The organism is Kribbella lupini, assembly GCF_039529595.1.
In the GTDB taxonomy this organism is placed as follows: Bacteria; Actinomycetota; Actinomycetes; order Propionibacteriales; family Kribbellaceae; genus Kribbella; species Kribbella lupini.
In genome coordinates this window covers 505025-531172 of the sequence record NZ_BAAANC010000001.1, presented here as the reverse complement: position 1 = coordinate 531172, position 26148 = coordinate 505025, and the positions used below count along the sequence as shown (strand labels likewise).

The following is a 26148-nucleotide window of genomic DNA, read 5'->3' as shown; positions in this document are numbered from 1 at the left end:
ATGCGACACCGGCTGAAGGTCCACTTCGGGGGACGGCCAGTGAACCACTTGGGAGGCGCCATGACGGTGCAGTGGAAGGGCGACGGCCCGGGGCTGCTCCTGCAGCTCGACCGCGGTACGCCGCGGCAGCTCGGTCACCAGCTGCAGGAGAAGCTCCGAACAGCGATCCGCACGGGCGCGCTGCGCCCCGGCGAGAAGCTGCCGTCGTCGCGCAGCCTCGCCGACCAGCTCGGCATCTCGCGCGGACTCGTCGTCGACACCTACGCGCAGCTGTACGCCGAGGGCTACCTGGTCAGCGAGATCGGGTCCGGCACGCGCGTCGCCGAGCGCGGGGAGGCGACGGCTCCGATCCGTACGACGCCCGTCGACCAACCCGCGCAACGCTTCGACGTCGACTTCGAGTACGGCATCCCCGACCTCGCGTCCGCACCGGTCCGGGACTGGATCTGGGCGCTCGGCGACGCGGCCCGGCTCGCGCCCGCGACGCTGATGGGTGACGAACCCGACCGCGGCGACCAACGGTTGCGCGAGGTCCTGGCGGCGTACCACCGCCGCGTCCGCGCGGGCGCTTCGGACGCGGACCGCACGATCGTGACGACCGGGTTCCGGCACGCGCTCACGCTCGTCCTCGCGACGCTGGCGACGTACGGCGTGGAGCGCGTCGGCCTGGAGAGTCCCGGCCCGCGCGACCACGACCGGATCGCCGAACGCTTCGGCCTGGAAGCCGTTCCGGTCCCGGTCGACGAGGACGGCGTCGATGTCGCCGCGCTGCGGGCGAGCGGCGCGCGGGCCGTCGTACTGACTCCGGCTCATCAGTGCCCGACCGGTGTCGCGCTCAGTCCCGGCCGCCGGCAGGAGCTCGTGGCCTGGGCCGAGCAGGTCGACGGGTTCGTGATCGAGGACGAGTACGACTCGGAGTTCCGGTACGACCGGCAGCCGGTGGGATCCTTGCAGGGCTTGGCTCCTGAGCGCGTGATCGCACTGGGCTCGGTGAGCAAGACACTCGCGCCGGGCATCCGGATCGGCTGGATCTTCGCACCGCCCACGATCCTCGACGGGCTCGTCGAGACCAAGGCGCTGACCAGTCGCGGCGCTCCGGCTCTGGACCAGCTGGCCTTGGCGCGCTTGATGGAGTCGGGTCGCTACGACCGGCACCTGCGGCGGATGCGCACGACGTACCAGGTACGACGGGACGCGCTCATCGCCGCCGTGGACGAGCACCTGCCCGCGCTGCGGTTGACCGGCCTCGCGGCCGGTTGTCACGCCGTACTGCGGTTGCCGGACGGGGCGGACGAAGCGGCTGTCGTCGCGGCCGCCGAGCAACGGTCGGTGTCGGTGCGCGGTCTGGGCGACTACCGGATGGACGGGGTCGGTGCGGCCGCGCCGGGACTCGTGCTTGGCTTCGGCAACGTCAACGAATCGGGCATCCGCCGTGGCGTGCGTGTTCTGGCCGAGGCCATCTCAGATCCACGGCAGGGCTGAGCGTTCGGTCCAGTACTCCGCCGGGTTCTGCGTGAACTCGGCGAGCGGCTCGACGTCGGCCGCGGCGAGGTTGCTGGTGAGCTGCTCGGCAGTCGTCGCGCCGCTGAGCACGACGTCGGCCCACGGGTTGGCGAGCGCTGCGCCCAGTGCGAGCGCGTCGGGAGCGACCTGGTGCTGGGCGGCGAACGCCGTGAACGGCGTCGTACCGGCCTTCGCGGTGAGCCGGCCGTTGGCGACCGCTTCCTTCACGACGACGAACCAGCCGGCGTCGTGAGCTTCGGCGAGCGCGGGACCGACCGAGCGTTCGAGCACGTTCCAGGTCGACTGGACCGCTGTGAACGGTCCGTCGAGCTTCAGCGCCGCGCGCAGCGTCTCGGCCTGATGAGGACCGCTCGTCGAGAGACCAACCCGTACGCCGGTGTCGGCGAGCTCACCGAGGCGATCGAGCAACTTGGTGTCGGCCAGCGCCGGGCTGTCCTGGGTCAGGCTGTGCACGAGGTAGAAGTCCGGCGGGCCACCGAACGCCTCCAACGTCTCCGGCCACTGGCGTTCGAAGGTCGCGAGCGAGTGGTCCTTGATTTCGTGCTGGTCGGCGTCCGATCGCCAGTCGGCGACGTACGTGTAGCCCCACTTCGACCCGACCGTCACCTGAGCCCGGCGCTTCGGGTCCGCGGCCAGCCACTCGCCGAGGAACGTTTCCGCCAACCCGTACGAGCGCGCGGCGTCGAAGTACCGCACCCCGGACCGCCAGGCGAGGTCGAGCAGTTCGTGCGTACGACGGCGCAGGTCCTCGACCGCGCGCCCCGGCGGCAGGTCCTCGTCGTGCCCGAGGTTGATGTAGCCGGGACGTCCCAGAGCCGCGAGACCCAGACCGATGCGCGCTGTCATACGGCGATCGTCTCACCGCGTTCCAAGCACCGGCGGGCGCGGTCCGCTGCGTGGATCGCCGACGCCGCGGCCGGACCAGGCCGGAATGGTTGCTGACGGCGACGCGCCGTGGAAGTGGTCGAAGGACGGGACAGGTCGTCTAGCGTTTTGAGATGTGACAGATTCCCGGTTGCCACCTCCAGGCACCGTCGTCCGGCGGACGACGGCTCGCGTCCTGCCCGTCCGCCCGGACGGGAAGGTGCTGCTGCTGCACGGCTGGGACCCGCTGAAGCCCGGTACGCCGTACTGGTTCACGATCGGCGGCGGCGTCGAGGCGGGCGAGACCGTGGTGCAGGCGGGGCTGCGGGAACTGCGCGAGGAGGTCGGCATCCTGCTGCCGTCCGACGCGCTCGGCGAACCGGTCGCGACCAACACGATCGAGTTCGAGTGGGGCGGCTGCCCGATCATCCAGCAGCAGACCTTCTTCGCGGTCGGCGTGGACACGGTCGAGGTGTCGTTCGCGAACCAGGAGGAGCTCGAGCTGCAGACGATCAGCGACCACGGCTGGTGGCACCCGGACGAGCTGGAGGCGACCGGTCAGGCCGCGCACGTCACGATCCCCGGCCTGCTGCGGGTCGCGGTCGAGGCGATCAACCTGCGGCAGGCGTCCTGATCCGGTGTCCGCGGCGGGGGCTCAGCGCTCGCGGGCCTTCTTCAGGACCTTCTTCTTGACCTTCTTGTCCACCACGTAGTGCCGCAGGTCGAGGCGCTCCGCGCAGCCGGCGTCAGCCAGCCGCTTGAGGACCACCGGGCACTTCTTGCACCTCGGCTTGTCCTTGCAGCACTTCTTCTTCGCGGTCATCTCGGGCACGCTTGGAGGATAGGTGAGCCTGACCTAACCGTCTACCTGAGACAGCAACCTTCGTGTCGCAGGTCACGCCAGCTGTCCGCTGAGTACCGCTCGCGCCTCGACCAGTGACGGCCCGTACCAGGTCAGGTGCCGCCCGGAAACGCACTTCGCCGGGCGGTCGAATACCTCGGGCCCGTCGTCGGGAGAAAAGGCGTACGGCTCGTCCGGAAGTACCACCACGTCGTACGGCGGTAACGCGGCGGGCGTGAACCGCGGATAACGTTCGGGCGATTCCGCAAACACGTTGTCGATCCCGAGACGGTTCAGGACATCGCCCGCGAAGGTGTCTCGGCCGAGTGCCATCCACGGCTTTCGCCAGATCGGAACGACGGCCCGCCGGCGCGGTCCTTCGTACGGCGTACTCCACACTTCGCGTGCTCGGTCGAGCCAGGCCGGAGTGGTTCCGGTGATCGCCGAGAGCATTCGCTCGAGTGAAGTCAGTGACTCCTCGACGGTCGTCGGCGTGGTCACCCAGACCGCGATTCCGTGCGCGCGCAACGCATCGAGATCGACGCCCCGATTCTCTTCGGCGTTCGCGACCACGACGTCGGGACGCAAACCCACGATGCGTTCGACGTCGGGATTCTTGGTGCCGCGAACGCGCGTCACGTCGAGGTCGTGCGGATGGCTGCACCAGTCCGTCGCGCCGGTCAGCAACGCGCGCCGCGTGTGCGCGATCGACTCCGTCAACGACGGCACGATGCTCACCACCGACGTGATGTTCGTGGGCAGTTCGACGGGGTCGTGCAGGTCGTCGTAGAGGGTTCGCACCGCGCCGGATCCGATCGTTCGCAGAGACGTTGCCGAGGACAACACTGTCCGAAAAGCCTCCGAAGTGGCCAGTTCGCGCGCGTGTCGCCAACATTTCTTCAGCGCCTTCGGGCATGCTCTAGGGTCACCGAAAACCCTTCTGCACAAGGATTTTCGGCATTACCGCCCGAATTGCCGGCGCGGACGCCTTGACCTGTAGGTGATTCAGGTGCTTTACGTGGGCACCAAGTGTTGTCATCATCAAGGCGACGAGGAATCCACCGTGGTTTTCCTCAGCCGCACCAAGGAGGCAGAGTGCCAGCCAAGAAGGCAGCCGCAGGGAAGGCGACAGCCAAAAAGGCTTCTCCCGCCAAGAAGACTGTCGCCAAGAAGGCCCCCGCCGCGAAGACAACGACCGCGCGCAAGGTCACGGCAGCGAAGAAGACAGTGACGAAGAAGGTGAGTGCGGCCAAGAAGGCGGTCTCCAAGGCACCCGCCAAGAAGACCGCAGCGAAGAAGACCACGGCGGTGAAGAAGACGACGGCCGCGAAGAAGACCACGGCGAAGAAGGCGCCCGCCAAGAAGGTCGTCGCGAAGAAGACCGTCGCCAAGAAGGCCCCGGCGAAGAAGGCCACCGCCACCAAGGTGACGACGGCCAAGAAGGCCCCGGCCAAGAAGACGACCGCGAAGAAGACCGTGGCGAAGAAGGCGCCGGCCAAGAAGGCCGCCACCAAGAAGGTCGCGGCGAAGAAGGCCCCGGCCCGCAAGGTGGCCGCGAAGAAGGCCCCGGCCAAGGTCGCCGCCAAGAAGGCCCCGGCCCGCAAGGTCGCCGCGAAGAAGGCTCCGGCCAAGAAGGCCCCGGCCCGCAAGACCGTGGCCACGCGGACGACCGCGCGCAAGGCGCCGGCCCGCAAGGCGACGTCGCGCTAGTCGCCGTACGACGTTCGAGGGGCACCACCGCAATCCGGTGGTGCCCCTCGGCACGTTCAGCGTGCAGTGGTCAGTCGTCGTTCCACTTCGGGTCGTTGTCCCAGGCCTCGTTGCGTTCCTGCGCCTTCTCCAGCGCCCGGGCCGCTTCCTCCGGCGAGCTGTACGGGCCGAGCCGGTCGGCGGACTTCGCACCCTGGTAGGGCTCGACCTCGCCGGTCTTCGTGTTGTAGTACCACTCGTTGCTGTGATCGTCGTCGGCCATCGCAGCGGACCACCTTCCCGGTGAAGTTGTCGCAACTAACTAGAATGATCCCACCATGTCGATTCTCACTCCCGGCATCATCTCGCCGCGCCGCCCGGTTCCCGCCTCCATTCCGCGCCCGGAGTACGTGGACAAGCCCGCGCCCACGCCGTACGAGGGCTCGTACGTCACGTCCCCCGAACTGGTCGAGAAGATGCGCGTGGCGAGCAAACTCGCCGCCCAGGCGCTGCAGGCCGTCGGCGCCGCGGCGAAGCCCGGAGTGACCACCGACGAGCTGGACGCGGTCGGCCACGAGTACCTGGTCGAACGCGACGCGTACCCGTCGACGCTGGGCTACCGCGGCTACCCGAAGTCCCTGTGCACGTCGGTCAACGAGGTGATCTGCCACGGCATCCCCGACGACCGACCGCTGGAGAACGGCGACATCGTCAACGTCGACATCACCGCGTTCCTCGACGGCGTGCACGGCGACACCAACGCGACGTTCCTGGTCGGCGACGTCGACGAGGAGAGCCGGCTGCTGGTCGAGCGCACCCACGAGGCGCTGATGCGCGGCATCAAGGCCGTCAAGCCCGGGCGCCAGGTCAGCATCATCGGGCGCGTGATCGAGTCGTACGCGAAGCGCTTCGGGTACGGCGTCGTCCGCGACTTCACCGGCCACGGCATCGCCACGTCGTTCCACTCCGGCCTGATCATCCCGCACTACGACGACGAGCGTTTCGACGACGTGATCGAGCCCGGCATGACGTTCACCATCGAGCCGATGCTCACCCTGGGCAGCTACGACTACGACCTGTGGGACGACGGCTGGACCGCCACCACCAAGGACAAGTCCCGCACCGCGCAGTTCGAGCACACCCTGGTGGTCACCGACACCGGCGCCGAGATCCTCACCCTGCCATGAACCCCACCGACCCCGGCGACGCCAACCCTTCGCCGGGGTCCGGCAGTTCGCCGGCGGTCCAGGTGATGCGGTACGACCGCGCGTACCTGCCCGGCGTACTGAAGATCTGCGCCGCCGAGGACTGGCCGAGCTTCCCCGGCGATCCCGAACGCGCGCACGTCGTACTGACCGCCCCCGGCGTCACCAGCGTCGTCGCCGTGCAGGACGACGAGGTCGTCGGCTTCGCCTACCTCCAAAGCGACGGTCACATCCAGGCGCACCTCTCGCTGATGGCCGTAGCAGCATCCCACCGCCGCCAAGGCATCGGCCGAGCCCTGCTCGAGTACGCCGCTCCCCTCACCGGCGCCCTCCGCGTAGACCTCGTCACCGACACCGCCCAAGCCTTCTACGCGTCCTTCCAGCACCACACGTACGACGGCTTCCGCATCTACCCGGGCTGACCCACCAACCAAGCGGACCGGCCCAGGCAGACCGTCCACACGCGGGCGCATCGTCCACACCAATCGGCACAGCAGACCGGCCCCACCCACAAGCGCATCCTCCTACCGGGCACCTCACAACCCCCAGCGCCTCACGACCCCCGCAGCACCTCGCCAACTGCTGCATTCTTCGGCGGCTGCCGCGGTACACCACGCCAGTCGCCCAACAACAAGCCAGTCGAGCCAAGGCCGGTCGCCTGTCGAACGGCCAAGCTCCGCACCTGCCCTCACCCCACGTGGGTGTCCGAGGTCTCCATGGAACGCCGAATTACCCGGGCTGGAAGCCGAAGCGCTCGTACAAGGTGATCGCGGGGGTGTTGTCTTCTCGTACGCGGAGGGCCAGTGAGGTGCTCGGGGGCAGGCAGGTGGTGAGCAGAGCCTGCGCGATGCCCTGGCGGCGGTGGGTGGGGAGGGTGAAGAGCTCGATCAGGAACGGGCAGTCTGGGGCGTCGGACCACGGGCCTCGTTCTACGACCAGGGCGGCGCCGACGATGGACGTGGACGTGCTCGCGCTGTCCGACGGGTACTCCGGGGCGATTGCGAGGCGGCTGCCGCGCAGGTCGAGGACGCCGTACTCGCCCGCGTAGGTGAGACGGATGTCCTCGATCGCTTCCGGCTCGGTGGCGCAGGCGACGCCTGGCGGGTAGGAGGCGAAGTACGTGCGGCCGAGGGGCTCGATGTCTTCTGGGGTTGGAGGTCGCAGCGTGATGCCGGGTGGTGGCCCGCAGGCGTCGACCGGCGTGGGCGGGCGGATGAGGAGCATCAGGTCACTCGGCCACAGCATTCGGCACGGCGGGAAGATCGGGCGGGTTCATCAGCGGTTGGAGGCTGACTGGATGAACGCCGCCAGGTCCTGGGACTGTTGCAGGCGGGACGGCTCGTGGACGTACATCATGTGGCCGGCGGGGTAGTAGAACAGCTCGATGTTGTCGCGGAGCTCGGCGGGGATCCTCAAGCGGGCGACGGTGTGCTCGGTGGCGAAGTACGGGGTGGCGCAGTCGTAGCGGCCGGAGGCGATGTGGACCTTCAGGTGGGGGTTGGCGCGCATCGCCTCGGAGAGTTGGTCGGCGACCGAGACGTGGTTGTTCTCGAACTCCTTGAACGACCAGTCCTTGGCGGCGTCGGCGCTGATGATCTCGTACGGCAGGTCGTTGCGGTAGTCCAGCTCGGCGCGGACGTAGTGGTTCAGCGCGGCCGTGTACGGGCCCATGATCGCGCGCATCGACGGGTCGTCGGTCGACACCTCGCCGGCGGAGTCGGGGTCCCAGCCGGTGAAGCGGGCGTCCAGCCGGCCGATCACCTGGCGGCGGGAGCGCAGCAACTCGGCGAAGAAGCGGGTGTGCTCGATCCGCAGGTCGACGCGGTCCAGGTAGTCCGCCGACAGACCGGTGAGCCCGGAGAGCCGCTCGATCACCTCACCGCGGTAGTCCGCGGGCAACCGGTTGCCCTGGGCAAGCGCATTCGGGTACCTCCCGGCGGCGTACCGCTCCGCGTCGGCGAGCACCTCGGAGAGCTCCCGGTCCGGGATCAGCCCGTGGTAGTGCGCGGCCGCGGCGTACGACGGCAGGAACAGCGTGTACGGCAGGTCGTTGCCGGGGGTGAAGTCCAGTGTCGCGAACTCCAGCACCGCAGAGATCAGCATCACGCCGTTGAAGTACATCCCGTGCCGGTTCTGCAGGTGCGCGACCAGGCCTGCCGCGCGGGTCGTCCCGTACGACTCGCCGGCCAGGAACTTCGGCGACATCCAGCGCCCGTTGCGCGACGTCCACAGCCGGATCACCTCGCCGACCGACTCCAGGTCGGGCGTGAACCCGTGGTACTCCCCCGGCTTCTCGCCCTCGACGGCGCGCGAGTACCCGGTCGAGACCGGGTCGATGAACACCAGGTCACTGACCTGCAGCAGCGTCTCCGCGTTGTCCACCAGCCCGTACGGCGGTGGCGCCAGGTCGCCCACGTCCCCCGACGCCACGCGCCGCGGCCCGAGCAGCCCGAGGTGCAGCCAAATGCTCGACGACCCCGGCCCGCCGTTGAACGCGAACGTCACCGGCCGCGACCCGGCGTCCGCGTCGTCCAGCGTGTACGACGTCAGGAACACCTCGGCCTTCGGCAGGTGCCCGTCGAACTTGCCCTCGGTGAGCACCTCCCGCCGCAGCACGATCCGCCCGGTGGTCGCCGTGTACTTCAGCGTCCGCTCCCCGACGGTCAGCTCGTGCCGCGTCGTCGTCAGGTCGTCGACCGGCTTGGTCGCGCCCTGCGTGGACGCGACCGCGTCGCCGGTCGTCTCGGGTCCCCGCTCGTCTGTCGCCATGCCCGGAACACTAACAAAACAAGGCCACCGGGCGTCGCGGAATATCCACAGCAAGCAGTGAGCCCGGCGCCCGCCCCCACGGGCGCCGGCACCCAACTAGCTCAAACTGAAGTGGTCGACGTCGAACAACGACCCCGACCCACCGCTGAAGGTCAGGAACAGCGGACCGCTCCCTGCTCCGTTCAGCGTCGTCGACACGGTCTGGAAGTTGTCCCACCCTCCTGTCACCGGTACGGCGACCGACCCGAGCACCGGGCCTCCGGCCGAGCCCGAGCGGATCCGGATCGTCCCGCCCGCACCACCCGACGAGATCCGGGCAGTGAACCCGGTCCGCCCGACAGTGCTCACCTGCGAGTACCCGGCCCAGTCACCGTTGTCGATGTACCCCAGCGTCTGACCACCACTGGCGCCACCGTGCCCAGCCACCTGTACGCCGGACTGCGACGTGAACGCCTCCCCCTCGATCTGGGTCACCGGAGGCGTCGACGACGCACCGGCGGCGTACTGGATGCCGCCCAGCAGGTGCCGGCGGAACGCCTGGTCGGCGTACGACTCGATCGTGTGGCCGAAGCCGGTGTAGAACGACCGTCCGGAGCCCTGCGGGTGGTACCAGGCGATCGGGTGGTCGCCCATGTTGCCGCCGCTGTAGGTGGACTCGTCCAGGTTGATCAGCACCCGCACGTTCGGCCGCGGGTTGGTCCGGTAGTTGTACAGCTCGTCGGTCCGCGCCCAGGTGGTCCCCAGGTGCGCGGTCGAAGCGTGCGTGCGGTCCTCGACCCGCGCGGTGACCTGCTGGATCGCCGGGTGGCTGTGGAACCACGCACCGACCAGCTGCCCGTACCAGGGCCAGTCGTACTCGGTGTCGGCCGCCGCATGCACTCCGACGTACCCGCCACCGCCGTTGATGTAGCCCTCGAACGCCGTCTGCTGCGTGGCGTTCAGGACGTCCCCGGTCGTGCTCAGGAACACCACAGCCTTGTACGCCGCCAACTGCGCCGCCGTGAACACCGCACTGTCCTCGGTGGCCGTCACGGTGAAGCCGTTGGCCGCACCGAGGTCCCGGATCGCCTGGATGCCGGCCGGGATCGAGTCGTGCCGGAAGCCGGCCGTCTTGCTGAACACCAGTACCTGGTACGGCGCCGCAGAAGCCGACTGCCAGGGCAGCAGGCCGCCAACCACCAGTGCTCCACCGGTCAGCAAAGCCGTACGTCGCGTGAAGGTAGTCATGACAGCTCCCTAGGAAGAGACGGTGAAGGTGTCGACGTCGAACAGCGAGCCCGCGCCGCCGGTGAAGCTCAGGAACAGCGGCCCGGTCGCGTTGCCGGTCAGCGCCGTGGAGACGGTCTGGAAGTTCTCCCAGCCGCCAGTGCTCGGTACGGCGACCGAGCCGAGCAGAGTGCCCGTCGCCGACCCGGACCGCACCTGGATCGTGCCGCCGGGACCGCCCGACGAGATCCGGGCGCTGAACGACCGCAGCCCGCTGGTGCTCACCGCGGAGTACCCGGCCCAGTCGCCGTTGTCGATGTAGCCCAGCGTCTGCCCACCACTCGCTCCCGCGTGCGCGGCCACCTGTACGCCGGACTGCGAGCTGAACGCCTCGCCCTCGCGCGTCGTACCGGTCGACCCCGAGGTCGCCAGCGTGAAGGCGTCCAGGTCGAACAGGTTCCCGTTGCCCGTGACGCCCTTGAAGACCAGGAACAGCGTCGTCGTACCGGCGGGCTTGTTGCTCAGGTTGGCCGAGACGTTCGTGAACGTGTCCCAGTTGCCCGTGTTCGCCACCGGCACCGTCGCCATCAGCTGACCGGTCGCCGAACCGGCCCGCACCTCGATCGTCCCGCCCGGACCGCCCGACGAGACCCGAGCCGAGATCGACGTCGCCGTGCTCAGCGCGTACGGCGTGAACGAGACCCAGTCGTTGTTGTCGACGTACCCGACCGTCCGGCCGCCTTCGGCCGCCGCGTGCGTCGCGAACTCGATCCCGGACATGGCGTTGAAGTGCTCGCCCTGCCGGTGCCTCGGCTGCAGCTTGCGGACGCTGTGCGAGGTGATCCCGCCGTTGTCGGTGTACTCCGCGTCGAACACGCCGAAGATGTTCGCGGCAGGATCGTGCTCACCGTCGGCCGGTACGGCGATCGAACCACTGCAGCCGTTCTTCGAGGTGATCTGGTGCTGGTGGTCGTCGTGCCCGAGCAGGTAGGTGACCTTCACCCGGCTGCAGTCGATCGTCCCGTCCTCCGGGTCGCTGACGCTGACCTGGAACGGCACCGTGTCCCCGAACGAAAACGGCTGCCCGTCCGCCGGCGTCTGCAGCGTCACGGTCGGCGCGGTGTTGCCGACGCTGATCTGCACGTTGGCCGATCCGGTCAGCCCGGTCGGGTCCGTTACGGTCAGCGTCGCCGTGAACGTGCCCGCGGTGTTGTAGGTGTACGACGGGTTGGCCTGCGTCGAGCTGCCGCTGTCGCCGAACGTCCACCGGTACGACAGCGCGCCGCCCTCCGGATCCGAGCTGCCCGCCGACGAGAACGCCACGGTCAGCGGCCTGCCACCCGACGTCGGCGTCGCCGCGGCCTTGGCGATCGGGTTGCGGTTGGCGCTCCCCTTGTACTCGATCCGCCACAGCGCCTGGTTGTTCGCGCCGGTGCCGTAGTCGAGCACGTACAACGCGCCGTCCGGCCCGAAGGCCATGTCCATCACCTGCGTGCCGGTCCACGGGAACGCGCCGATGTCACCGACGCCACCAGTGCCCGTCACCTCGATCGCCTTGATCCACTTGCGACCGAGTTCGCCCGCGAAGTAGCGGCCGTTCAGCGAGGCGGGGAACTTGACCGGCGAGGTGTTGTTGGCGTCGTACCGGTAGACCGGGCCGCCCATCGGCGACTCGGAACCGCCGCCGAACTCCGGCGGCGTGCCGGCGTCACCGCCGTACTTGATCCAGGACGCCTTGGCCGGCGGCAGCTTGGCCTGGCCGGTGTTGCGGAACGAGTTGTTGGTGGGACCACCGGCGCAGTCGAACTTGGCGCCGGACGGGCCGCTGGGGAACTGCCAGTCGTTGTAGGTCTCGGTGGTGGTGTTCGTGCCGGTGCAGTACGGCCAGCCGTAGTTGCCGGGAGCAGTGATCCGGTCGAACTCGACCTGGCCGTTCGGCCCGCGGTTCGGGTCGGTGACGCCGGCGTCCGGGCCGTAGTCGCCGAGGTAGACGATGCCGGTCGGTTTGTCGACACTCATCCGGAACGGGTTGCGGAAGCCCATCGCGTAGATCTCCGGCTTGGTCTGCGCGGTACCCGGCGCGAAGAGGTTGCCGGACGGAATCGTGTACGTGCCGTCGGCCTGCGGCTTGATCCGCAGCAGCTTGCCGCGCAGGTCGTTGGTGTTGCCCGACGTGCGCTGCGCGTCGAACTGCGGGTTGCGGTTGGTCCGCTCGTCGATCGGGGTGTAGCTGTCGGACTGGAACGGGTTGCTGTCGTCGCCGGTGGTCAGGTAGAGGTTGCCCGCGGCATCGAAGTCCAGGTCACCGCCGACGTGGCAGCACTGGCCGCGGTCGTTCGGGACCCGGAGCACGACCTTCTCGCTGGTCAGGTCGAGCGTGTTGTCGGTCTTCAGCACGAACCGCGACAGGTGCAGCTCGCCCTTCCAGCGGTCCCAGTCGGCCTGCGTCCCCTCGGTCGGCGCGTCCCCGTCCGGCGTCGAGAGCCTCGGCGAGAAGTACAGCCACACAAAGCGGTTCGTCGCGAACCCAGGATCGACCGCGACGCCTTGGAGGCCCTCCTCGTCGTGGGTGTAGACGTTCAGCCGGCCGGCCAGCGTCGTCGTACCGTTCACGTCGGTGATCCGTACGGCGCCGTCGCGGGCGGTGTGGATCACCGAGCGGTTGGGCAGGACGGCGAGCGACATCGCCTCGCCGAGCTCGTTGCCGCCACTGGCCAGCGACACCTGCTGGTAGTCGGCGGCCGGGATGGTCGACCCTGCCTCGGCGGCCGGGGCGCTGACGCCCAGGGCTCCGATCAGAGCCGCCGTGATCAGCACGGCGATTCGGCTTCTTCTCATCACGCGACTCCTTCGATCAGGTCGAACTGTTCCCAGGGGCCGATCGCGTCCCGGTTCGCGATCAGAGGTGCGGCGCCGCCGTTCTCGGCGCAGACGAGCTTGCTGTTGACCTGGGCCCGGAAACTGACCGAGCCGTCACCGTTGCGGATCAGCTGGAAGGTCTCCCAGGAGCCCACGTTCTGGTTCTTGGCCAGCAGTGGTCCGGCGCCCGCGTCGTCGGCCGCGACGAGCAGGTTGTTGGCCTTGGCGCGCAGCGAGACGTTGCCGCCGCCGAGGTCGGTCATCACGTACTGCTGGGCGGTGCCGATCGTCGTACTGTCCGCGATCAACGGCGTACCGGTCCCGGCGGTGACGTACTTGCCGTTGGCCCGTGCTCGCAGGGCGACGGTTCCGTTGCCGCTGCTCTGCTTGGGCAGGCCGATCGTTGCCTTGTCGTAGCGTCGCGCGGTCGTTGCCGGCGTCCCCGACAGTGCTTGGAACGGTTGCGCGGTGGCTCCGGTCTTCTCCACCAGGTACGACCGGCCGGCCTGCGCCGGGATCGTGAAGGTCCCGTTGGACTGCGCCGGTACGACGACCGCGCGCGTCTGTCCATCCAGCACCGTCACGCTCTGCCCCGGCCAAGGGCTCCGTACGGCGAGTTGCTGGGCAGCCCCGGAGCTGATCGCGACCGTGGTCGGCGACCCGTTGGTGATCTGCACGTGCACCTTCGACTTGTGGCCGATGGCAACCGTTCCCTCACCGGTCCAGTCGGCGGGCCAGGCGGGCGCGATCCTCAGCAGGCCGTCGTAGTCCGTCGCGAGTGACTCCGGGACGGTGATGGCTAGGACACCGGACTGCTCGATGTACGGCTCGAAGGCGGGCTGCGCGGTGAAGCTGGCCATCCCGGACGGGTAGACCTGGTACTGCCTGATCGCGGCGAGCAGCGCGGTCTTCATGTCGGTCGCCATGCCGAGCCGCGCGGCGTGCAGGGCGTCGTAGCTCCAGTCGTTGCCGTTGACGTAGCTGCGCGCCGTGAATGTCCGACGGCCGACCGCGGTCAGCGGACCGCTGTCGCCGATCAGGTTGAACGGCCAGACCGCCTCGAGGCCGATGTTCTCGCTGTTGTGCCGCGGAGCCGTTGGTTGGGTCGAGAGGCCGATCATCGTGGTGCCGTTGGCGTCCTGCGCGGGTGTGAGCAGCTGGGTCTGCGTCGCCGTGTCGGTGCGCGGCAGCGCCTGAAGCTTCGGGATCGCCGCGTTGAGCTGGCCGATCAGCGCGGTGTCGACGCCGAGGGTCTGCGCCGCCTTCACCGCGACCGGGAAGAACGCCTGCATCGCCGCGATGTCGGTGGTGGGATCGGTGACGCCCCACTGGGTCTCGTGCGCGTTCGAGAACGTGTGCAGCTTGCCGTCGGCACCGGTCGTCGCGTGCGAGAGCAGGAACTGCGCGGCGCCCTTGATCAGCGGGTAGTTCGCCGACAGGAACGCCCGGTCGTCGGTCATCCGGTAGTGCTCCCAGACCCACAGGCCGATCTCGGCGCCGGTGGTGACGGTCAGGGAGTTGTACGTCGGCGCGATGATCGAGTCGCAGGAGGCGTTGCTGGTGCCCCCGTCGTACGTCCCGTTGCCGTTGAACCGCATCGTCTCCGGCACGCACAGCCCTTGCCGGCCGGGCATGCGTTGACTGGTCCAGGCCGCGATCGCGTCGAGGTTGTCCTTGTAGAGGCGGAACATCGGGTCGTTCAGCGCCGGCAGTCCGGCGGACAGGTTTGCGGCCACCTGCATCCGGAGGTTCCAGAACCAGTAGCCCGACGGGTACCAGTCCCGCTTGTCCTGCGAGAACGTGAACAGGTCGGCGACCCCGGCCTGCGAACCCGGCAGGACTCCGCGGCTCTGAGCTGCGGCGGAGTACAGGTAGATGGTCCGCAGGTTCTCGACGTAGTCGCCGGTGCCGTCGGTCGAGCTGATCTTGATCAGCCCGGCCTTCTGCCAGTAGTCGTGCCACCACTGCAGATGCGCACTCCGGACCTCTGAGGCCGGACGCGTCGCAGCACCGTCCAGTACGGCGTTGGTGGTGGCGATCGAGTCGCCGCCGGTCCACGTCGGCGCCGCGACGACGACCCGGAACGAGCCGTCGGCGTTGGGCTGGAAGGCGACCTGGCCGGTCAGAGCGTTCGGGGTCGAGGCGACGACGTTGCGGCCGCCCGCGGTGATCCCGGCCAGCGAACCGAAGGTCCGGCCCGACACCCCGGCGCCTTGGTTGTCGACCCAGGTTTCGGCCAGGGCGGCAACGGATCCGGAGGCCCGGGCGGTCGGCGTCCGGGGTGACCAGAGTTTGACCTGCGCGGTCTGGGTGGCGTTGGGATCGGCACCGGTCACGTCGACGACAAGCTGCTGGGTGTCGGCGCGGATGAAGGCGGTCAGCGTCATGCCGCCGCCGGACTGGCGCAGCATTCCGTCGTACAGGTCGAGGCGGCCGGTGAAGTCGGCCGCGCCGGTCATCCGGGACAGGCCCGGGATGACCACGTGGCCGAGCGACTTGCGGCCCGGGAACGTGTCGGTGCGGTTGAGTTGCGCGGTGAAGCCGCCGGCCGACCAGACCGCGGCCCCGAGGGCGCCGTTGCCCAGCGGGAGCGACTCGGTCGGGGCCGCGTTGGCCCGGCCGAGCACGATGTCGGAACGCCGGACGAGGTTCGGGGTGTCGACGACGAAGGACCCGCTCTGCCAGGCGGTGGTGCCGGGCGCGGCGACGGCGGCAGGTGGTCCGGAGCCGGCGATCAGCCCGGCAAGTAAGGCCATCGCCGGCAGGATTTTGGGCAGGCGGGATCGCAGGAGGGTGTTCATCGGATCTCTCCTGGAGAAGGAGCGGACCCCTGGCCTGGGGGCGGAGAGGACCAGAGGTAGACATCGGATCTTTCTGCGTTCACGCTGCGCTGTCAATCCCTCACCGGTTCCGGAACTTCCGACACCTGTGACCGGTCCACGGCGGTCCGTCGTACGGTCGCTAATCTCTGGGGATGGCGACGATCCTGCACATCGCGTTCCCGGACGAGTGGGCGGCGGCCCAGGCGGCGGGCGCTTACCGCATGTCAACCCGCGGCGTCTCGCTGGACGACGGCGCGACCTTCATCCACGCGTCCCGCTGCGACCAGGTCGCGGGCGTGGCGAACAGCTTCTACGCCGATGTCGAGCACCCGCTGGCGCTGCTGGTGATCGACACCGAGCGGCTCGTCTCGGCGCTGTGCGACGAGGACCTGGACGGCAGCGGGACCACGTTCCCGCACATCTACGGCCCGCTGAACCTGGACGCCGTCGTCGACGTACTGGCCTACGAGCGTGACGCCGACGGCCGTTGGCCCGAAGTGTCGCCGCAGGCCGTATCCTGATCGGCGGAACGGGTCGGTCGGGTGATCGCGTCGCGCACTCCGGTGCGCGCCGAGGAAAGTCCGGACTCCACAGGGCAGCGTGGTGGGTAACGCCCACCCGGGGAAACCCGCGGGACAGTGCCACAGAGAACAGACCGCCAGCGGCCTGGACGAACCCCGTGGTTCGTTCAGGTGCGGGTGAGGGTGAAACGGTGGTGTAAGAGACCACCAGCTCGGCAGGTGACTGCGGAGGCTAGGTAAACCCCACGTGGAGCAAGGCCAAGAAGGGCGTCGGGCAACCGGCGTTCGCGCGAGCGTTCGAGGGCTGCCCGCCCGAGCTCGCGGGTAGGCCGCTGGAGACTGCCGGCAACGGCAGCCGTAGATGGATGATCACCGACTACAGAATCCGGCTTACAGACCGGCCCGTTCCCTCAGCTCGGTGGCAGTCGTGCGGCGACCACGGGCGCCGCGTCAGTGACAGGGCTCGTCGGTCTCCCGGTGCGTGATCCGCGGGTCACCGGCCACCGGCGCGGTCCCGGGCGTACGACCCTTGGGCTCTTCCCACGGTTCCTGGCGGCCGAGCGCGGTGAGGTCGAGCGCGTTCGCGGCGAAGCCCATCGCGTCGACGCCACGCCCGTACGTCGAGTAGGTGTGGTGGACGGCCTCGTCGGTGCGCAGGAAGCAGCTCAGACCGTGCAGGTCGAAGGGATGCTCGCCGGTGACGTGGTCGCCGTTGCCCAACGCTTCCCACTCGGCCAGGGTGCGGTAGTTGTACTCGACCGGCCGGACCGCCGGGTCGAAGGTCACGTGGAAGTCGTAGTTGAAGGTGCTCGCGCCCGAGGAGTACCAGGGGAACGTCCAGCCCATCCGCTTCTCGTACGCCGCGATCTTCTCGTACGGCGCGCGCGAGATCGCCGCGAACGTGGTGTTGCGGTCGGTCAGGCCTTCCAGCCGCCCGATCTCGTCGGCGAACCCGGAGCAGTTCGGGCACCCGGCGTCCCACTCGGGATGGAACATGAAGTGGTAGACCACCAGCTGCGCGCGCCCCTCGAACAGGTCCGCCAGGCCCAGCTCGCCGTTCGGGCCGGTGAACCGGTAGTCCTCGTCGATCCGCACCATCGGCAGCCGGCGGCGATCGGCGTTCAGCGCGTCCCGGCGTTTGGTGAACTCCTTCTCCTCGATCAGCAACTGCTTGCGCGCGGCCAGCCACTCTTCCCGCGAGACGACGTCGGGCAGGCTCATGTGTTCCACTCCTCGGCTCGGTGATGCTTGCCTCGACGACGTCGTAGCCGGGGCCGCGGGTTCGACATCACGAAGGCCTGCTCCTCCGCGGGCGTCAGCGCGCGCTCTCGCCGCCCGGCCGTGCGATCGACTGTCGCGGGTCAATCGCTCAGGCGACCAGACGGCTCGACGAGTCGCCGGGCGAGTAATCCGGCGACCGCCGGGAGCACGATCAGGACGGCGAGAACCGTCTGCAGCGACGTGCTCCGGGCGAGCGCGCCGAGGGCCGGCGCGAGCAGGCCGCCGGCGCTGACCGCGAGGCCGAGCGTGACGCCGCTCGCCGTACCGACCCGGCTCGGCAAGTAGTCCTGGCCGAGCGTGATGTGCAGCGAGAACGGGACGGACAACGCGATCGCGGCCAGGACGACGAACGCGAGCATCGCCGGACCAGGGACGAAGGTCAGCCCGGCCAGTCCCACGGCCGCCGTGGCGTAGGCGGCGCGCATCACCGGGAGCCGGGAGTACTTCGCGGCGAGCCGGCCACCGAGCAGGGTGCCGACGACGCCGCCGGTGAAGAGCACGACCAGTACGGCGGAACTGCCGGTCGCGGACAGGTCCAGGCGCTGGCCGGTGAACAGGCCGACGAACGTGGTCAGTCCGACGTACACGATCGAGCGCAGCACGATGATCGCGGTGAGCTGGATGAACGATCGCCAGTCGTCGGCGCCTTCGCGGCGGGTGGCCTTCGGCGCCGTGCCCTTGCGCAGCAGGGGAAGCGTGATCAGCGCGCCGACGACCGCGGGGACCATCAGCGCGGGCGTCGCCGCGAGGCCGCCCGAGTGGAGCAGCGGTACGACGAGCACCGGCGCGAGCGCGAAGCCGACGATGCCGCCGAGCGAGAACCAGCTCATGCCGACATGGCCGCCTCCGGTGACTGCGCGCGCCGTACGGGCTGCTTGCGGGTGGTACGCCGCGACGCCGACGCCGGTCAGCGCGATCACCAGCAGCGTGAGGCGGTAGTTCTCGGTGAGGCCGACCAGCGCCGTACCGGCTCCGGTGCCGAGCATGCTGACCGGGAGCAGCCACGGCGTCGACCAGCGATCGGTGAGCAGGCCGAACAGCGGCTGGACCACCGACGACAGCAGGGTCGCCGCGAGTACGAAGCCGGAGACCGCGACGTAGTCGTAGCCGCGCTCGGCGACCAGGAACGGGACCAGCACCGGGACGATGCCCTGGTAGAGGTCGACGCTGCCGTGGCCGGTGGAGAGCAGGACGGTGGGGAGTCTCTTCACGTCTCCCAGCCTCGTCCGGCTGGGGTTGTCCGGCTTCCGATAATCTGCCGAGTGATGTCGACAAGCCGCCACCAGCCGATCGCGCCGACCGTCCTGCGCCGTCTCGACGCCGGCGCGGGCATCGACGCGCACCGGCACGACGACCACCAGATCGCGTACGCCGCCCGCGGGGTGCTCGCGGTCGCCACCGACCAGGGCCACTGGATCGCGCCGGCGGACCGGGCGATCTGGGTGCCGGCGGGGACCGTGCACCAGCACCGCGCGTACGGGCGGACCGATCTCTACCTGGTCGGGCTGACCGAGGATCCTTTGGCGCTCTCGACCCCCGCAGTACTTGCCGTCAGCCCACTTCTCCGAGAACTGCTCATCGCCTGCACCGACACCGAGCGCTCAGCCGCCGAGCACACTCGCTTGCGGGCCGTCCTTCTCGACCAGCTGCGGCACACCTCGCAACAATCCCTGAAGTTGCCTAAAGCAACTGATTCCCGCCTCGCCGCTGTCTGCGCGGTGCTCGCCGCCGATCCGGCCTCTCAGCAGACTCTGGCGTCCCTCGGCGCGTCGGTGGGAGCCGGCGAACGCACCCTGTCGCGTCTGTTCCGCTCGGAGTTCGCGATGACGTTCCCGCAGTGGCGCACCCAGCTGCGCCTGCACCACGCCCTCATCCTGCTCGCCGAGGGTCATCCCGTCACCACCATCGCGCTGCGCTGCGGCTGGTCCACGCCGAGCGCGTTCATCGACACCTTCCGCCGGACCTTCGGCCACACTCCCGGCCGGCACCTTGACAGATCTCGGTAAACGTTTGCCAAGATGCGGGGATGATCTACGAGCTGAACCACGTAGGCGGACCCGTCCAAGACCTCGACGCCAGCTTGACCTTCTACACCGACCTGGGCGCCCAAATCGTCGACACCCTCTTCATGGAGGGCCCTCGCGTCACCCGCGTTCACCTTCAACTGGGCACCGGCCTGGTCGAGCTCCTGCACGCCGAGCAGCCGGCCCCCGACGCGACGTACGGCCTCAACCACATCGGCTTCATGACCGACGACCTCGACGCCGACTACGCCCGTCTCATCGAGGCCGGGTACGCCGAACTCACCCCGCCCCGAGTAGCCGGCAGCGGCCAAGGCCGCCTCGCCTTCCTCTCCGACCCCAACGGCCACCGCGTAGAACTCCTCCAACGCACCGAGGAGTTCCGCGTCCCACCCATCACCAGTACTCCCCTCCGCCGCCTCGCCCACATAGGCCTCGACGCCCCCGACCTCGAAGCCGCGGCCACCTTCTACGGCACCCACCTGGGCCTGCCGCAGGACAACAACACCTTCCGCCTCCGCGAAGACACCCTCAAGCTGTCCCCCTCCTGGCCCACCGCCACCACCCCCGTCAACCACCTCGCCCTCGAGGTCACCACCCCAGGCCCCGACCAGCACGACCCCGACGGCAACCGCCTCACCTTCCTGCCGGTCAGGTGAGGTCGAGTTCGTAGTACTGGCTGATGAGGCCTTCGCCGAAGAGGGTGTGGGGTTCGGAGCCGGTGAGGGTGAAGCCTCGGCGGAGGTAGATGTTGCGGGCTGCTTCCAGGGGGTCGTTCGTCCACAGGACCATGCGTTTGTAGTCGGCGTCGCGGGCGAAGGCCAGGCAGGTGTCGACGAGTCGGCCGCCCAGGCCTTGGCCTCGGGCGGCCGGGGTGAGGAGCAGCAGGCGGAGTTTGGCGGTGGACTCGTCGGGGCCCTGCACACAGAAGATGCAGCCGGCGCGTTCGCCGCCGACCTCGGCGATCCAGGCGGTTTCGCGGGCCGGGTCGTGGGCCTCGGCGTAGTCCGCGACGATGCGGGCGACCAGGGCCTCGAAGGGCAGGCCCCAGCCGTACTCGGCGGCGTACAGCTCGCCGTGGGCCTGAAGCACCCAGCCGAGATCGCCGGGCTGGTCGGCGGGACGGATCACTGCTGCGGACATCTGCACCACCCGATCTACTGACACGACTGTTTCAGTAAGCGATACTAGCGGCGTGCCGACCACGAAGCCAGCCCCTTCCGCGCGGGAGCAGGAACTGCTGGAGCGCGCCTACAGCTACTCGCTCACCCACGGCCTCGCCGACCTGTCGCTGCGCCCGCTGGCGACCGCGATCGGGTCGAGCCCGCGCGTGCTGCTGTTCCTGTTCGGCAGCAAGGACGGGCTGATCCGCGCCCTGCTCGCGCGGGCGCGCAGCGACGAACTGACGTTGCTCGAGCAGCTCCGGTACGACGAACAGCCCGGCCTCGACGTCATCGGCCGGGAGCTGTGGACCTGGCTGTCCGCCACCGAGCGCCGGCCGTTGATGAACCTCTGGGTCGAGGCGTACGGCCGTTCCCTGGTCTCCCCCGACGGCCCGTGGGGCGACTACGCGCGCAGCACCGTCGACGACTGGCTCGAGTTGCTCAAGGCATCACAACCCGATGCCGAGAGCAAGCAAGCCCGCGCGCAGCGCACCGCCGTACTGGCGCTGCTGCGCGGAGCCCTGCTCGACCTGCTCGCCACCGGCGACCTCGACCGCACGACAAGGGCGGTCGAGCAACAGTTGGCCCGCTGAGCAGCCGCCGGCCCCGCCTCGCGCTCCCACGCTCTTCTCGCCGGCCGCGGCGGGAAGTTCCAACGACGGACTCCGGCGGGACAGCGGCGACCAGCCCTCCAGCGTCTACTACTCCGCCAGCTCGAAGGCGATCGTCCGCTTGGTGAGGTCGGCCTCGACCAGCTTCACCCGCACCGGCTGGCCCAGCGGCAGCGCCGTCGTGCTCTTGACCTTGCCCTCGATGGCCAGCGTGGACAACGTGACGACCCCACGGGTGGGATCGCGCTCGTCGACGTCGACGACCACGCCGTCGAACGTCGACCCGACCTGGTCGTGCACCAGCCCGGCCTCGACCATCGACACGATCGCGCGCTCGTACGCGTGCGCCTTGCGGTCGCACTCGTCCATGATCTTCGGGATCTCGTCCATCGACTCGCGCACCCAGTCCGGCACCGGCGCGTCGGCGCACAGCGCGACGCAGATCTCGCCGGTCCAGCGGTCGACCAGCCGGCGCAGCGGCGCGGTGACGTGCGCGTACTCCGACTTCATCGCCGCGTGCTCCGGTCGCTCGGGAACCCCACCGGAGAAGGCGGTGTAGCCGGCCCCGCGGAACAGAACGGTGCACGCGGCAAGCATCGCCGCGTGCGCGGGCACCTTCGGGTCCAGCCCGTGGATGAACTCCGCGTACGACGTACCGACCGGCCACTCGATCCCGAGCGCCTTGGCGGTGTTCTCCAGCTTGCGGCGCAGGTCGTCGTGCGACTCCGGCAACGTCCGCAGGATGCCGATCTCGCCGTACATCATCAGGTGCGCGGCGGCCATCCCGGTCAGCAACGAGATCTGCGCGTTCCATCCCTCGACCGGCAGCGGCGCGCGGAACTCCAGCGTCCACTGGCCGTCGTGGGTGACGACCTCCTGGTCGGGGATCGGCAGGTTCACGCCGCCGCGTTCGAGCTCGCGCTGCTCGCGCAGCTTGCCGACCTCGCGCAGCAGCTGCAGCGACTCCGACGCCGTACCGGCATCGAGATCCTTCTGCACCCCGGCGTAGTTGAGCTTCGCGCGCGACTTCACCAGCGCACGTTCGCAGACGACGTCGGTGCCCTCGCCCGACGCGTCGACGGTGATCGTCCACAGCAGCGCGGGCCGTACGACGTCCGGCAGCAGCGACGCGGCGCCCTCGGACAGCTCCGGCGGGTGCAACGGCGTGCGCTTGTCCGGCGCGTACAGCGTCTCGCCGCGCTTGCGCGCCTCGACGTCGATCGGGTCGCCCGGCTGGACGAACGCCGCGACGTCCGCGATCGCGTAGTGCACGGTGTAACCGTCGCCGGCGCGTTCGATGTGCAGGGCCTGGTCGAGGTCCATCGAGTCCGGCGGGTCGATCGTGACGAACTCGATGTCGGTCCGGTCCAGCTCCGGCAGCCGCGCGTTCTCGACCGCCGCCAGCGCCGCAGCGGTGACCTCGGGCGGGAACTCGGCCGGCACCTCGAGCTCGCGCCGGATCGTCTGCAGCGAAGCCCGGAGCACCTCGGGCACGTCCTCGGCGAAATGCACCTTCTGCAACGGCACTCGACCACTCCGTCCTCGGCTGGCCCGGCCGCGACGATGCGGCCGGGAGCTTCAGACTAGTGCGCCGGGGCTCAGACTGGCGGCGGCACCACGTTGAAGCCGCGCAGCGAGGCCAGGCCGTCGGCGTACCAGTTGATCTCGGTCACCGTGGCCGGCTTCAGCTCCATCCGGAACAGCGACGTCATCGGCGCCTGCAGCACGCCGCGGACCATCAGCTTGATCGGCGTCACGTGGGTGACCACAACGACGGTCTTGCCCGGGTACGACGACAGCACGGCGTCCCGCGCGGCCCGCGCCCGCCGCGCGCACGCGTCGAACGACTCACCGCCCGGCGGCGCGACGGTGGTCGAACCGAGCCACGCGTTCAGCGCCTCCGGCCACTTCTCCTGCACCTCGGCGAACGTGTGCCCGTCCCAGTCGCCGAACGAGCACTCGACCCACCCGTCCCGCACCTCGACCTCGAGCCCGAGCCGCTCGGCCACCACGGCCGCGGTCTGCCGGGTGCGCAGCATCGGCGACGAGATCACCGCGTCGATCGGCCCGAGCCCGGCCGGGTCCGCGCCGGTGGCGCCTTCGCCGGCGAGCCCGGCGATGTACTGCGCCGCCGCCTCGGCCTGCCGGCGTCCGGTCTCGCTCAACCCCGGGTCGTCCCCGCCGGAGCCCGAGAACCGCTTGTCCACCGTGTGCGCGGTCTCGCCGTGCCGCAGGAAGATCAACCGGGTCGGCGGTTCGGTCGCCGTACCGCCCCAGCCCTGCATCGCCTTGCCGAGCTCGGACACCTCGGTGACCACCGGCGCGGCCGAGCTCTCGGCCGGCTTCAGCGGGACCGGCTTGCCGTCGAGCGCCATGTTGGCCAGCGCGTCGGCGGCCGCGTTCTGCGCCCGCGGCACCCAGGTCCACTCGGTGCCGAACGGCGCCAGCGACTGCGCCTTCATCGCCAGCGGCTTCATGTCCGGGTGCTTGACCTTCCAGCGCCCAGCCATCTGCTCGATCACCAGCTTGGAGTCCATCCGGACCTCGATCGAGGCGTTCGGCGCGTACTCCGCGGCCAGTTCCAGCCCGGCGATCAGACCGCTGTACTCCGCGACGTTGTTGGTCGCGATCCCGATCGTCACCCCGGCCTGCGCGATCACCTCGCCGGTGGCCGGGTCCCGCACCAGTGCGCCGTACGACGCAGGGCCCGGGTTGCCCCGGGATCCACCGTCAGCTTCGACGATGACGTGCGTCCAGGTCATACCGTGCTCTCCGCCGTCCGGACCAGGATCCGGCCGCACTCCTCGCAGCGCTGGACGACCTCCGGCGCGGACGCCTTGATCTTGCTCAGGTCCGACGGCGCCAGCTCCATCCGGCAGCCCATGCAGCGCTTGCCGACCAGCGGCGCGGCGCCGATCCCGCCGTTGCGCTCGCGCAGCTTCTGGTACAGCGTCACCAGGTCGTCGGGCAGCTCGGCGGCGACGGCCGACCGCTGGTCGCCCAGCGTCGCGCGCTGCTCGTCGAGCTCCTTGAGCGCGGCGTCGCGGGTGCTCTCCAGCTCGGCCTGGCGGCCGGCGAACGCCTCGGCCCGGCTCTGCAGATCGGCCTGGACGACCTCGGCCGCCTCGAGCTTCTCCATCACCTCGAGCTCGGCGTCCTCCAGGTCGGAGATCCGGCGGTCCAGCGAACCGATCTCGTGCTGCAGGTTCTCCAGGTCCTTCGGCGAGGTGATCTGGCCGGAGTCGATCCGCTGCTGGTTGCGGGCCTTGCGCTGCCGCACCTGCTCGACGTCGCTGTCGGCCTTCTTCTGCTCACGCCGCAGGTCCGACACCTCGGTGTCGGCAGCGACCAACTCCCGGTCGACGACCGACTTCTCGGCGCCCAGGTCGACCAGCGCCTGGTGCTCGGGCAGGGCCTTGCGCTTGGTCGCGACCACATCCAGCTGCAGGTCGAGATCCTGCAGGTCCAGCAACCGGCGTTGGACAGCGGGCTCGGCGTTCAGGGTCGGCTCCTTAGATCTTGCGTTCAGTTGTCAGCTCGCCGGGCGGGCCCTACAGGCGCAGGTCCCAGGCATCCGTGCGGAGCGTCGAGATGTGAGTGTCCACGGTACTGCCCCGCTCTGCCAACCCCGCGGTCAGGAGGCGTTCGGCGTCGGCCAGCCACGGCCACTCGCTCGCCCAGTGCGCGACGTCGACCAGCGCCGGGCCGTCGGCGTACGCCCGGGCCTCGGTCGCGGGGTGGTGCCGCAGGTCGGCCGTCACGTACGCGTCGACGCCCGCCGCCCGCACCCGGTCGAGCTCGGAGTCGCCCGCGCCACCACAGACCGCGACGGTCCTGATGATCCGTTCGGGATCCCCCGAGACCCGTACGCCGTGCTCGGTCTTCGGCAGTCCGCGGTCGACGCGTGCCGCGAACTCTCGCAGCGACAGCGGCTCGTCGAGCGAACCGATCCGGCCACCGCCGAGCTGACTGGGCAGCGACGCCAGCTCCAGTACGTCGTACGCGGGCTCCTCGTACGAATGCGCCGCCCGCATCGCCTCGACCACCGCGCGCCTGCGGTGGCGCGGCAGGATCATCTCGACGCGGGACTCCTGGACGACCTCGATCGCGCCGACTTCCCCGATGGTCGGGTTGGCGCCTTCCAGCGGCCGGAAGGTCCCTTCCCCGGTGGTCGACCAGGCGGCCCGGTCGTAGTCGCCGATCCGCCCGGCGCCCGCGGCGGCGAGCGCGTCGATCATCGCCTGCGTCTCGTCGACCGGCACGTAGACGACCAGCTTGTCCATCGGCGCCGACGGCATCGCCTTCAACGGCCGCGTGTCCCGCAGACCGAGCGCTGCGGCCAACGCGTCGCTCACTCCAGGATTCGCGTTGTCCGCGTTGGTGTGACAGACGATCAGCGCGACCTGGTTGCGGATCAGGTCGTGCACCACCCGCCCCTTGGGCGTGGTCGTGGCGACGCTGTTCACTCCCCGCAGCAACAACGGATGATGACTGACGATCAGATCGAACCCACCGTCGATCGCCTCGTCCACCACCGCCCGCATCGGATCAACGGCGAACAACACCTTCCCCACCGGCTGCTCCGGATCCCCCGTCACCAGCCCGACGGCATCCCAACTCTCCGCCCAGGCCGGGTCGTACAGCCGATCCAGTACAGCCTTCACATCACCAAGACTTGTCGCCACGAGTCCCATCCTGCCGCACCGAATACCCAGCCATCAGCAAGCTCCCGCCCGCCCACCAACTCGCGGCGTCGTCTTCGCAGGACGACA

General features: G+C 69.6%; 25 protein-coding genes and 1 other RNA gene. 10 read left to right on the top strand and 16 right to left on the bottom strand.

Annotation, left to right across the window (positions count from 1 at the left end; genetic code table 11):
* Positions 1–60: 60 nt before the first annotated feature.
* A complete protein-coding gene (gene pdxR / locus ABD235_RS02430; protein WP_344168599.1) occupies positions 61–1482 on the top strand; it encodes a MocR-like pyridoxine biosynthesis transcription factor PdxR in 1422 nt (473 codons plus the stop codon).
* Here pdxR and ABD235_RS02425 read toward each other — a convergent pair.
* The gene (locus ABD235_RS02425; RefSeq protein ID WP_344168596.1) at positions 1462–2370 is read right to left on the bottom strand and encodes an aldo/keto reductase; all 909 of its coding nucleotides are present in this window, start codon (positions 2368–2370) and stop codon (positions 1462–1464) included. The genes pdxR and ABD235_RS02425 overlap by 21 nt on opposite strands.
* Before the next feature lie 154 nt (positions 2371–2524).
* Between ABD235_RS02425 and ABD235_RS02420 the strand changes: the two genes are divergently transcribed.
* Entirely contained in the window at positions 2525–3022 is a 498-nt protein-coding gene (locus tag ABD235_RS02420) for an NUDIX hydrolase (protein WP_344168593.1), read from the top strand.
* Positions 3023–3043: 21 nt separating this feature from the next.
* Here ABD235_RS02420 and ABD235_RS02415 read toward each other — a convergent pair whose 3' ends face one another.
* Complete coding sequence (locus ABD235_RS02415) at positions 3044–3220, bottom strand: hypothetical protein (protein WP_344173722.1); 177 nt, start codon at positions 3218–3220, stop codon at positions 3044–3046.
* A gap of 63 nt (positions 3221–3283) precedes the next feature.
* Complete coding sequence (locus ABD235_RS02410) at positions 3284–3967, bottom strand: helical backbone metal receptor (RefSeq protein ID WP_344168589.1); 684 nt, start codon at positions 3965–3967, stop codon at positions 3284–3286.
* A gap of 357 nt (positions 3968–4324) precedes the next feature.
* Here ABD235_RS02410 and ABD235_RS02405 point away from each other — a divergent pair, with 357 nt between their 5' ends.
* On the top strand, positions 4325–4939 hold the full coding sequence (locus ABD235_RS02405; RefSeq protein WP_344168587.1) for a histone H1-like repetitive region-containing protein: 615 nt from the start codon (positions 4325–4327) through the stop codon (positions 4937–4939).
* A gap of 70 nt (positions 4940–5009) precedes the next feature.
* Here the strand turns inward: ABD235_RS02405 and ABD235_RS02400 are convergent, their stop codons facing one another.
* Complete coding sequence (locus tag ABD235_RS02400) at positions 5010–5201, bottom strand: hypothetical protein (RefSeq protein WP_344168584.1); 192 nt, start codon at positions 5199–5201, stop codon at positions 5010–5012.
* A gap of 55 nt (positions 5202–5256) precedes the next feature.
* Here ABD235_RS02400 and map point away from each other — a divergent pair, with 55 nt between their 5' ends.
* A complete protein-coding gene (gene map, locus ABD235_RS02395) occupies positions 5257–6105 on the top strand; it encodes a type I methionyl aminopeptidase (RefSeq protein ID WP_344168581.1) in 849 nt (282 codons plus the stop codon).
* The gene (locus tag ABD235_RS02390) at positions 6102–6545 is read left to right on the top strand and encodes a GNAT family N-acetyltransferase (protein ID WP_344168578.1); all 444 of its coding nucleotides are present in this window, start codon (positions 6102–6104) and stop codon (positions 6543–6545) included. Before map ends, ABD235_RS02390 begins: the two co-directional genes overlap by 4 nt.
* 307 nt (positions 6546–6852) lie before the next feature.
* Here the strand turns inward: ABD235_RS02390 and ABD235_RS02385 are convergent, their stop codons facing one another.
* The 5 genes from ABD235_RS02385 to ABD235_RS02365 form a co-directional block, all read right to left on the bottom strand.
* On the bottom strand, positions 6853–7347 hold the full coding sequence (locus ABD235_RS02385) for a GNAT family N-acetyltransferase (protein ID WP_344168575.1): 495 nt from the start codon (positions 7345–7347) through the stop codon (positions 6853–6855).
* A gap of 51 nt (positions 7348–7398) precedes the next feature.
* A complete protein-coding gene (locus ABD235_RS02380) occupies positions 7399–8892 on the bottom strand; it encodes a S10 family peptidase (protein ID WP_344168572.1) in 1494 nt (497 codons plus the stop codon).
* 96 nt (positions 8893–8988) lie between these two features.
* Positions 8989–10119: a ThuA domain-containing protein gene (locus ABD235_RS02375; RefSeq protein ID WP_344168569.1), complete on the bottom strand. Its 1131-nt coding sequence runs from the start codon at positions 10117–10119 to the stop codon at positions 8989–8991.
* A gap of 9 nt (positions 10120–10128) precedes the next feature.
* Positions 10129–12936, bottom strand: a complete 2808-nt coding sequence (locus ABD235_RS02370; RefSeq protein ID WP_344168567.1) for a carbohydrate-binding protein — start codon at positions 12934–12936, stop codon at positions 10129–10131.
* Positions 12936–15758, bottom strand: coding sequence for a fascin domain-containing protein (locus ABD235_RS02365; RefSeq protein ID WP_344168564.1), 2823 nt, complete (start codon positions 15756–15758; stop codon positions 12936–12938). The genes ABD235_RS02370 and ABD235_RS02365 overlap by 1 nt, the downstream gene beginning before the upstream one ends.
* A gap of 173 nt (positions 15759–15931) precedes the next feature.
* Here ABD235_RS02365 and ABD235_RS02360 point away from each other — a divergent pair, with 173 nt between their 5' ends.
* Together ABD235_RS02360 and rnpB are read left to right on the top strand one after the other, a co-directional pair.
* On the top strand, positions 15932–16300 hold the full coding sequence (locus tag ABD235_RS02360) for a DUF952 domain-containing protein (RefSeq protein ID WP_344168561.1): 369 nt from the start codon (positions 15932–15934) through the stop codon (positions 16298–16300).
* A gap of 9 nt (positions 16301–16309) precedes the next feature.
* An RNA gene (gene rnpB, locus ABD235_RS02355) (RNase P RNA component class A) lies at positions 16310–16709 on the top strand.
* A gap of 41 nt (positions 16710–16750) precedes the next feature.
* Here the strand turns inward: rnpB and ABD235_RS02350 are convergent.
* Together ABD235_RS02350 and ABD235_RS02345 are read right to left on the bottom strand one after the other, a co-directional pair.
* The gene (locus ABD235_RS02350; RefSeq protein WP_344168558.1) at positions 16751–17521 is read right to left on the bottom strand and encodes a DUF899 domain-containing protein; all 771 of its coding nucleotides are present in this window, start codon (positions 17519–17521) and stop codon (positions 16751–16753) included.
* Between the two features lie 140 nt (positions 17522–17661).
* Positions 17662–18792, bottom strand: a complete 1131-nt coding sequence (locus ABD235_RS02345) for an MFS transporter (RefSeq protein ID WP_344168555.1) — start codon at positions 18790–18792, stop codon at positions 17662–17664.
* A gap of 54 nt (positions 18793–18846) precedes the next feature.
* On the opposite strand from ABD235_RS02345, the gene ABD235_RS02340 reads away from it, so the two are divergent.
* Together ABD235_RS02340 and ABD235_RS02335 are read left to right on the top strand one after the other, a co-directional pair.
* A complete protein-coding gene (locus tag ABD235_RS02340) occupies positions 18847–19587 on the top strand; it encodes an AraC family transcriptional regulator (protein WP_344168552.1) in 741 nt (246 codons plus the stop codon).
* 20 nt (positions 19588–19607) lie between these two features.
* Positions 19608–20261 carry a VOC family protein gene (locus ABD235_RS02335; RefSeq protein WP_344168549.1) on the top strand — a complete coding sequence of 218 codons (654 nt, stop codon included), beginning with the start codon at positions 19608–19610 and terminating at the stop codon, positions 20259–20261.
* Here the strand turns inward: ABD235_RS02335 and ABD235_RS02330 are convergent.
* Positions 20254–20745: a GNAT family N-acetyltransferase gene (locus ABD235_RS02330; protein WP_344168546.1), complete on the bottom strand. Its 492-nt coding sequence runs from the start codon at positions 20743–20745 to the stop codon at positions 20254–20256. The genes ABD235_RS02335 and ABD235_RS02330 overlap by 8 nt on opposite strands.
* A 52-nt stretch (positions 20746–20797) precedes the next feature.
* Between ABD235_RS02330 and ABD235_RS02325 the strand changes: the two genes are divergently transcribed.
* On the top strand, positions 20798–21358 hold the full coding sequence (locus ABD235_RS02325) for a TetR/AcrR family transcriptional regulator (protein WP_344168543.1): 561 nt from the start codon (positions 20798–20800) through the stop codon (positions 21356–21358).
* 108 nt (positions 21359–21466) lie between these two features.
* Here the strand turns inward: ABD235_RS02325 and ABD235_RS02320 are convergent, their stop codons facing one another.
* From ABD235_RS02320 to ABD235_RS02305, 4 genes are all read right to left on the bottom strand, one after another.
* A complete protein-coding gene (locus ABD235_RS02320) occupies positions 21467–22903 on the bottom strand; it encodes an RNB domain-containing ribonuclease (protein WP_344168540.1) in 1437 nt (478 codons plus the stop codon).
* Positions 22904–22974: 71 nt separating this feature from the next.
* Positions 22975–24138, bottom strand: coding sequence for a bifunctional RNase H/acid phosphatase (locus tag ABD235_RS02315; protein WP_344168537.1), 1164 nt, complete (start codon positions 24136–24138; stop codon positions 22975–22977).
* The gene (locus ABD235_RS02310; RefSeq protein WP_344168534.1) at positions 24135–24848 is read right to left on the bottom strand and encodes a zinc ribbon domain-containing protein; all 714 of its coding nucleotides are present in this window, start codon (positions 24846–24848) and stop codon (positions 24135–24137) included. The genes ABD235_RS02315 and ABD235_RS02310 overlap by 4 nt, the downstream gene beginning before the upstream one ends.
* A 79-nt stretch (positions 24849–24927) precedes the next feature.
* Positions 24928–26040 (bottom strand): Nif3-like dinuclear metal center hexameric protein, encoded by a 1113-nt coding sequence (locus ABD235_RS02305; RefSeq protein ID WP_344168531.1) that lies wholly within the window; start codon positions 26038–26040, stop codon positions 24928–24930.
* Positions 26041–26148: the final 108 nt, after the last annotated feature.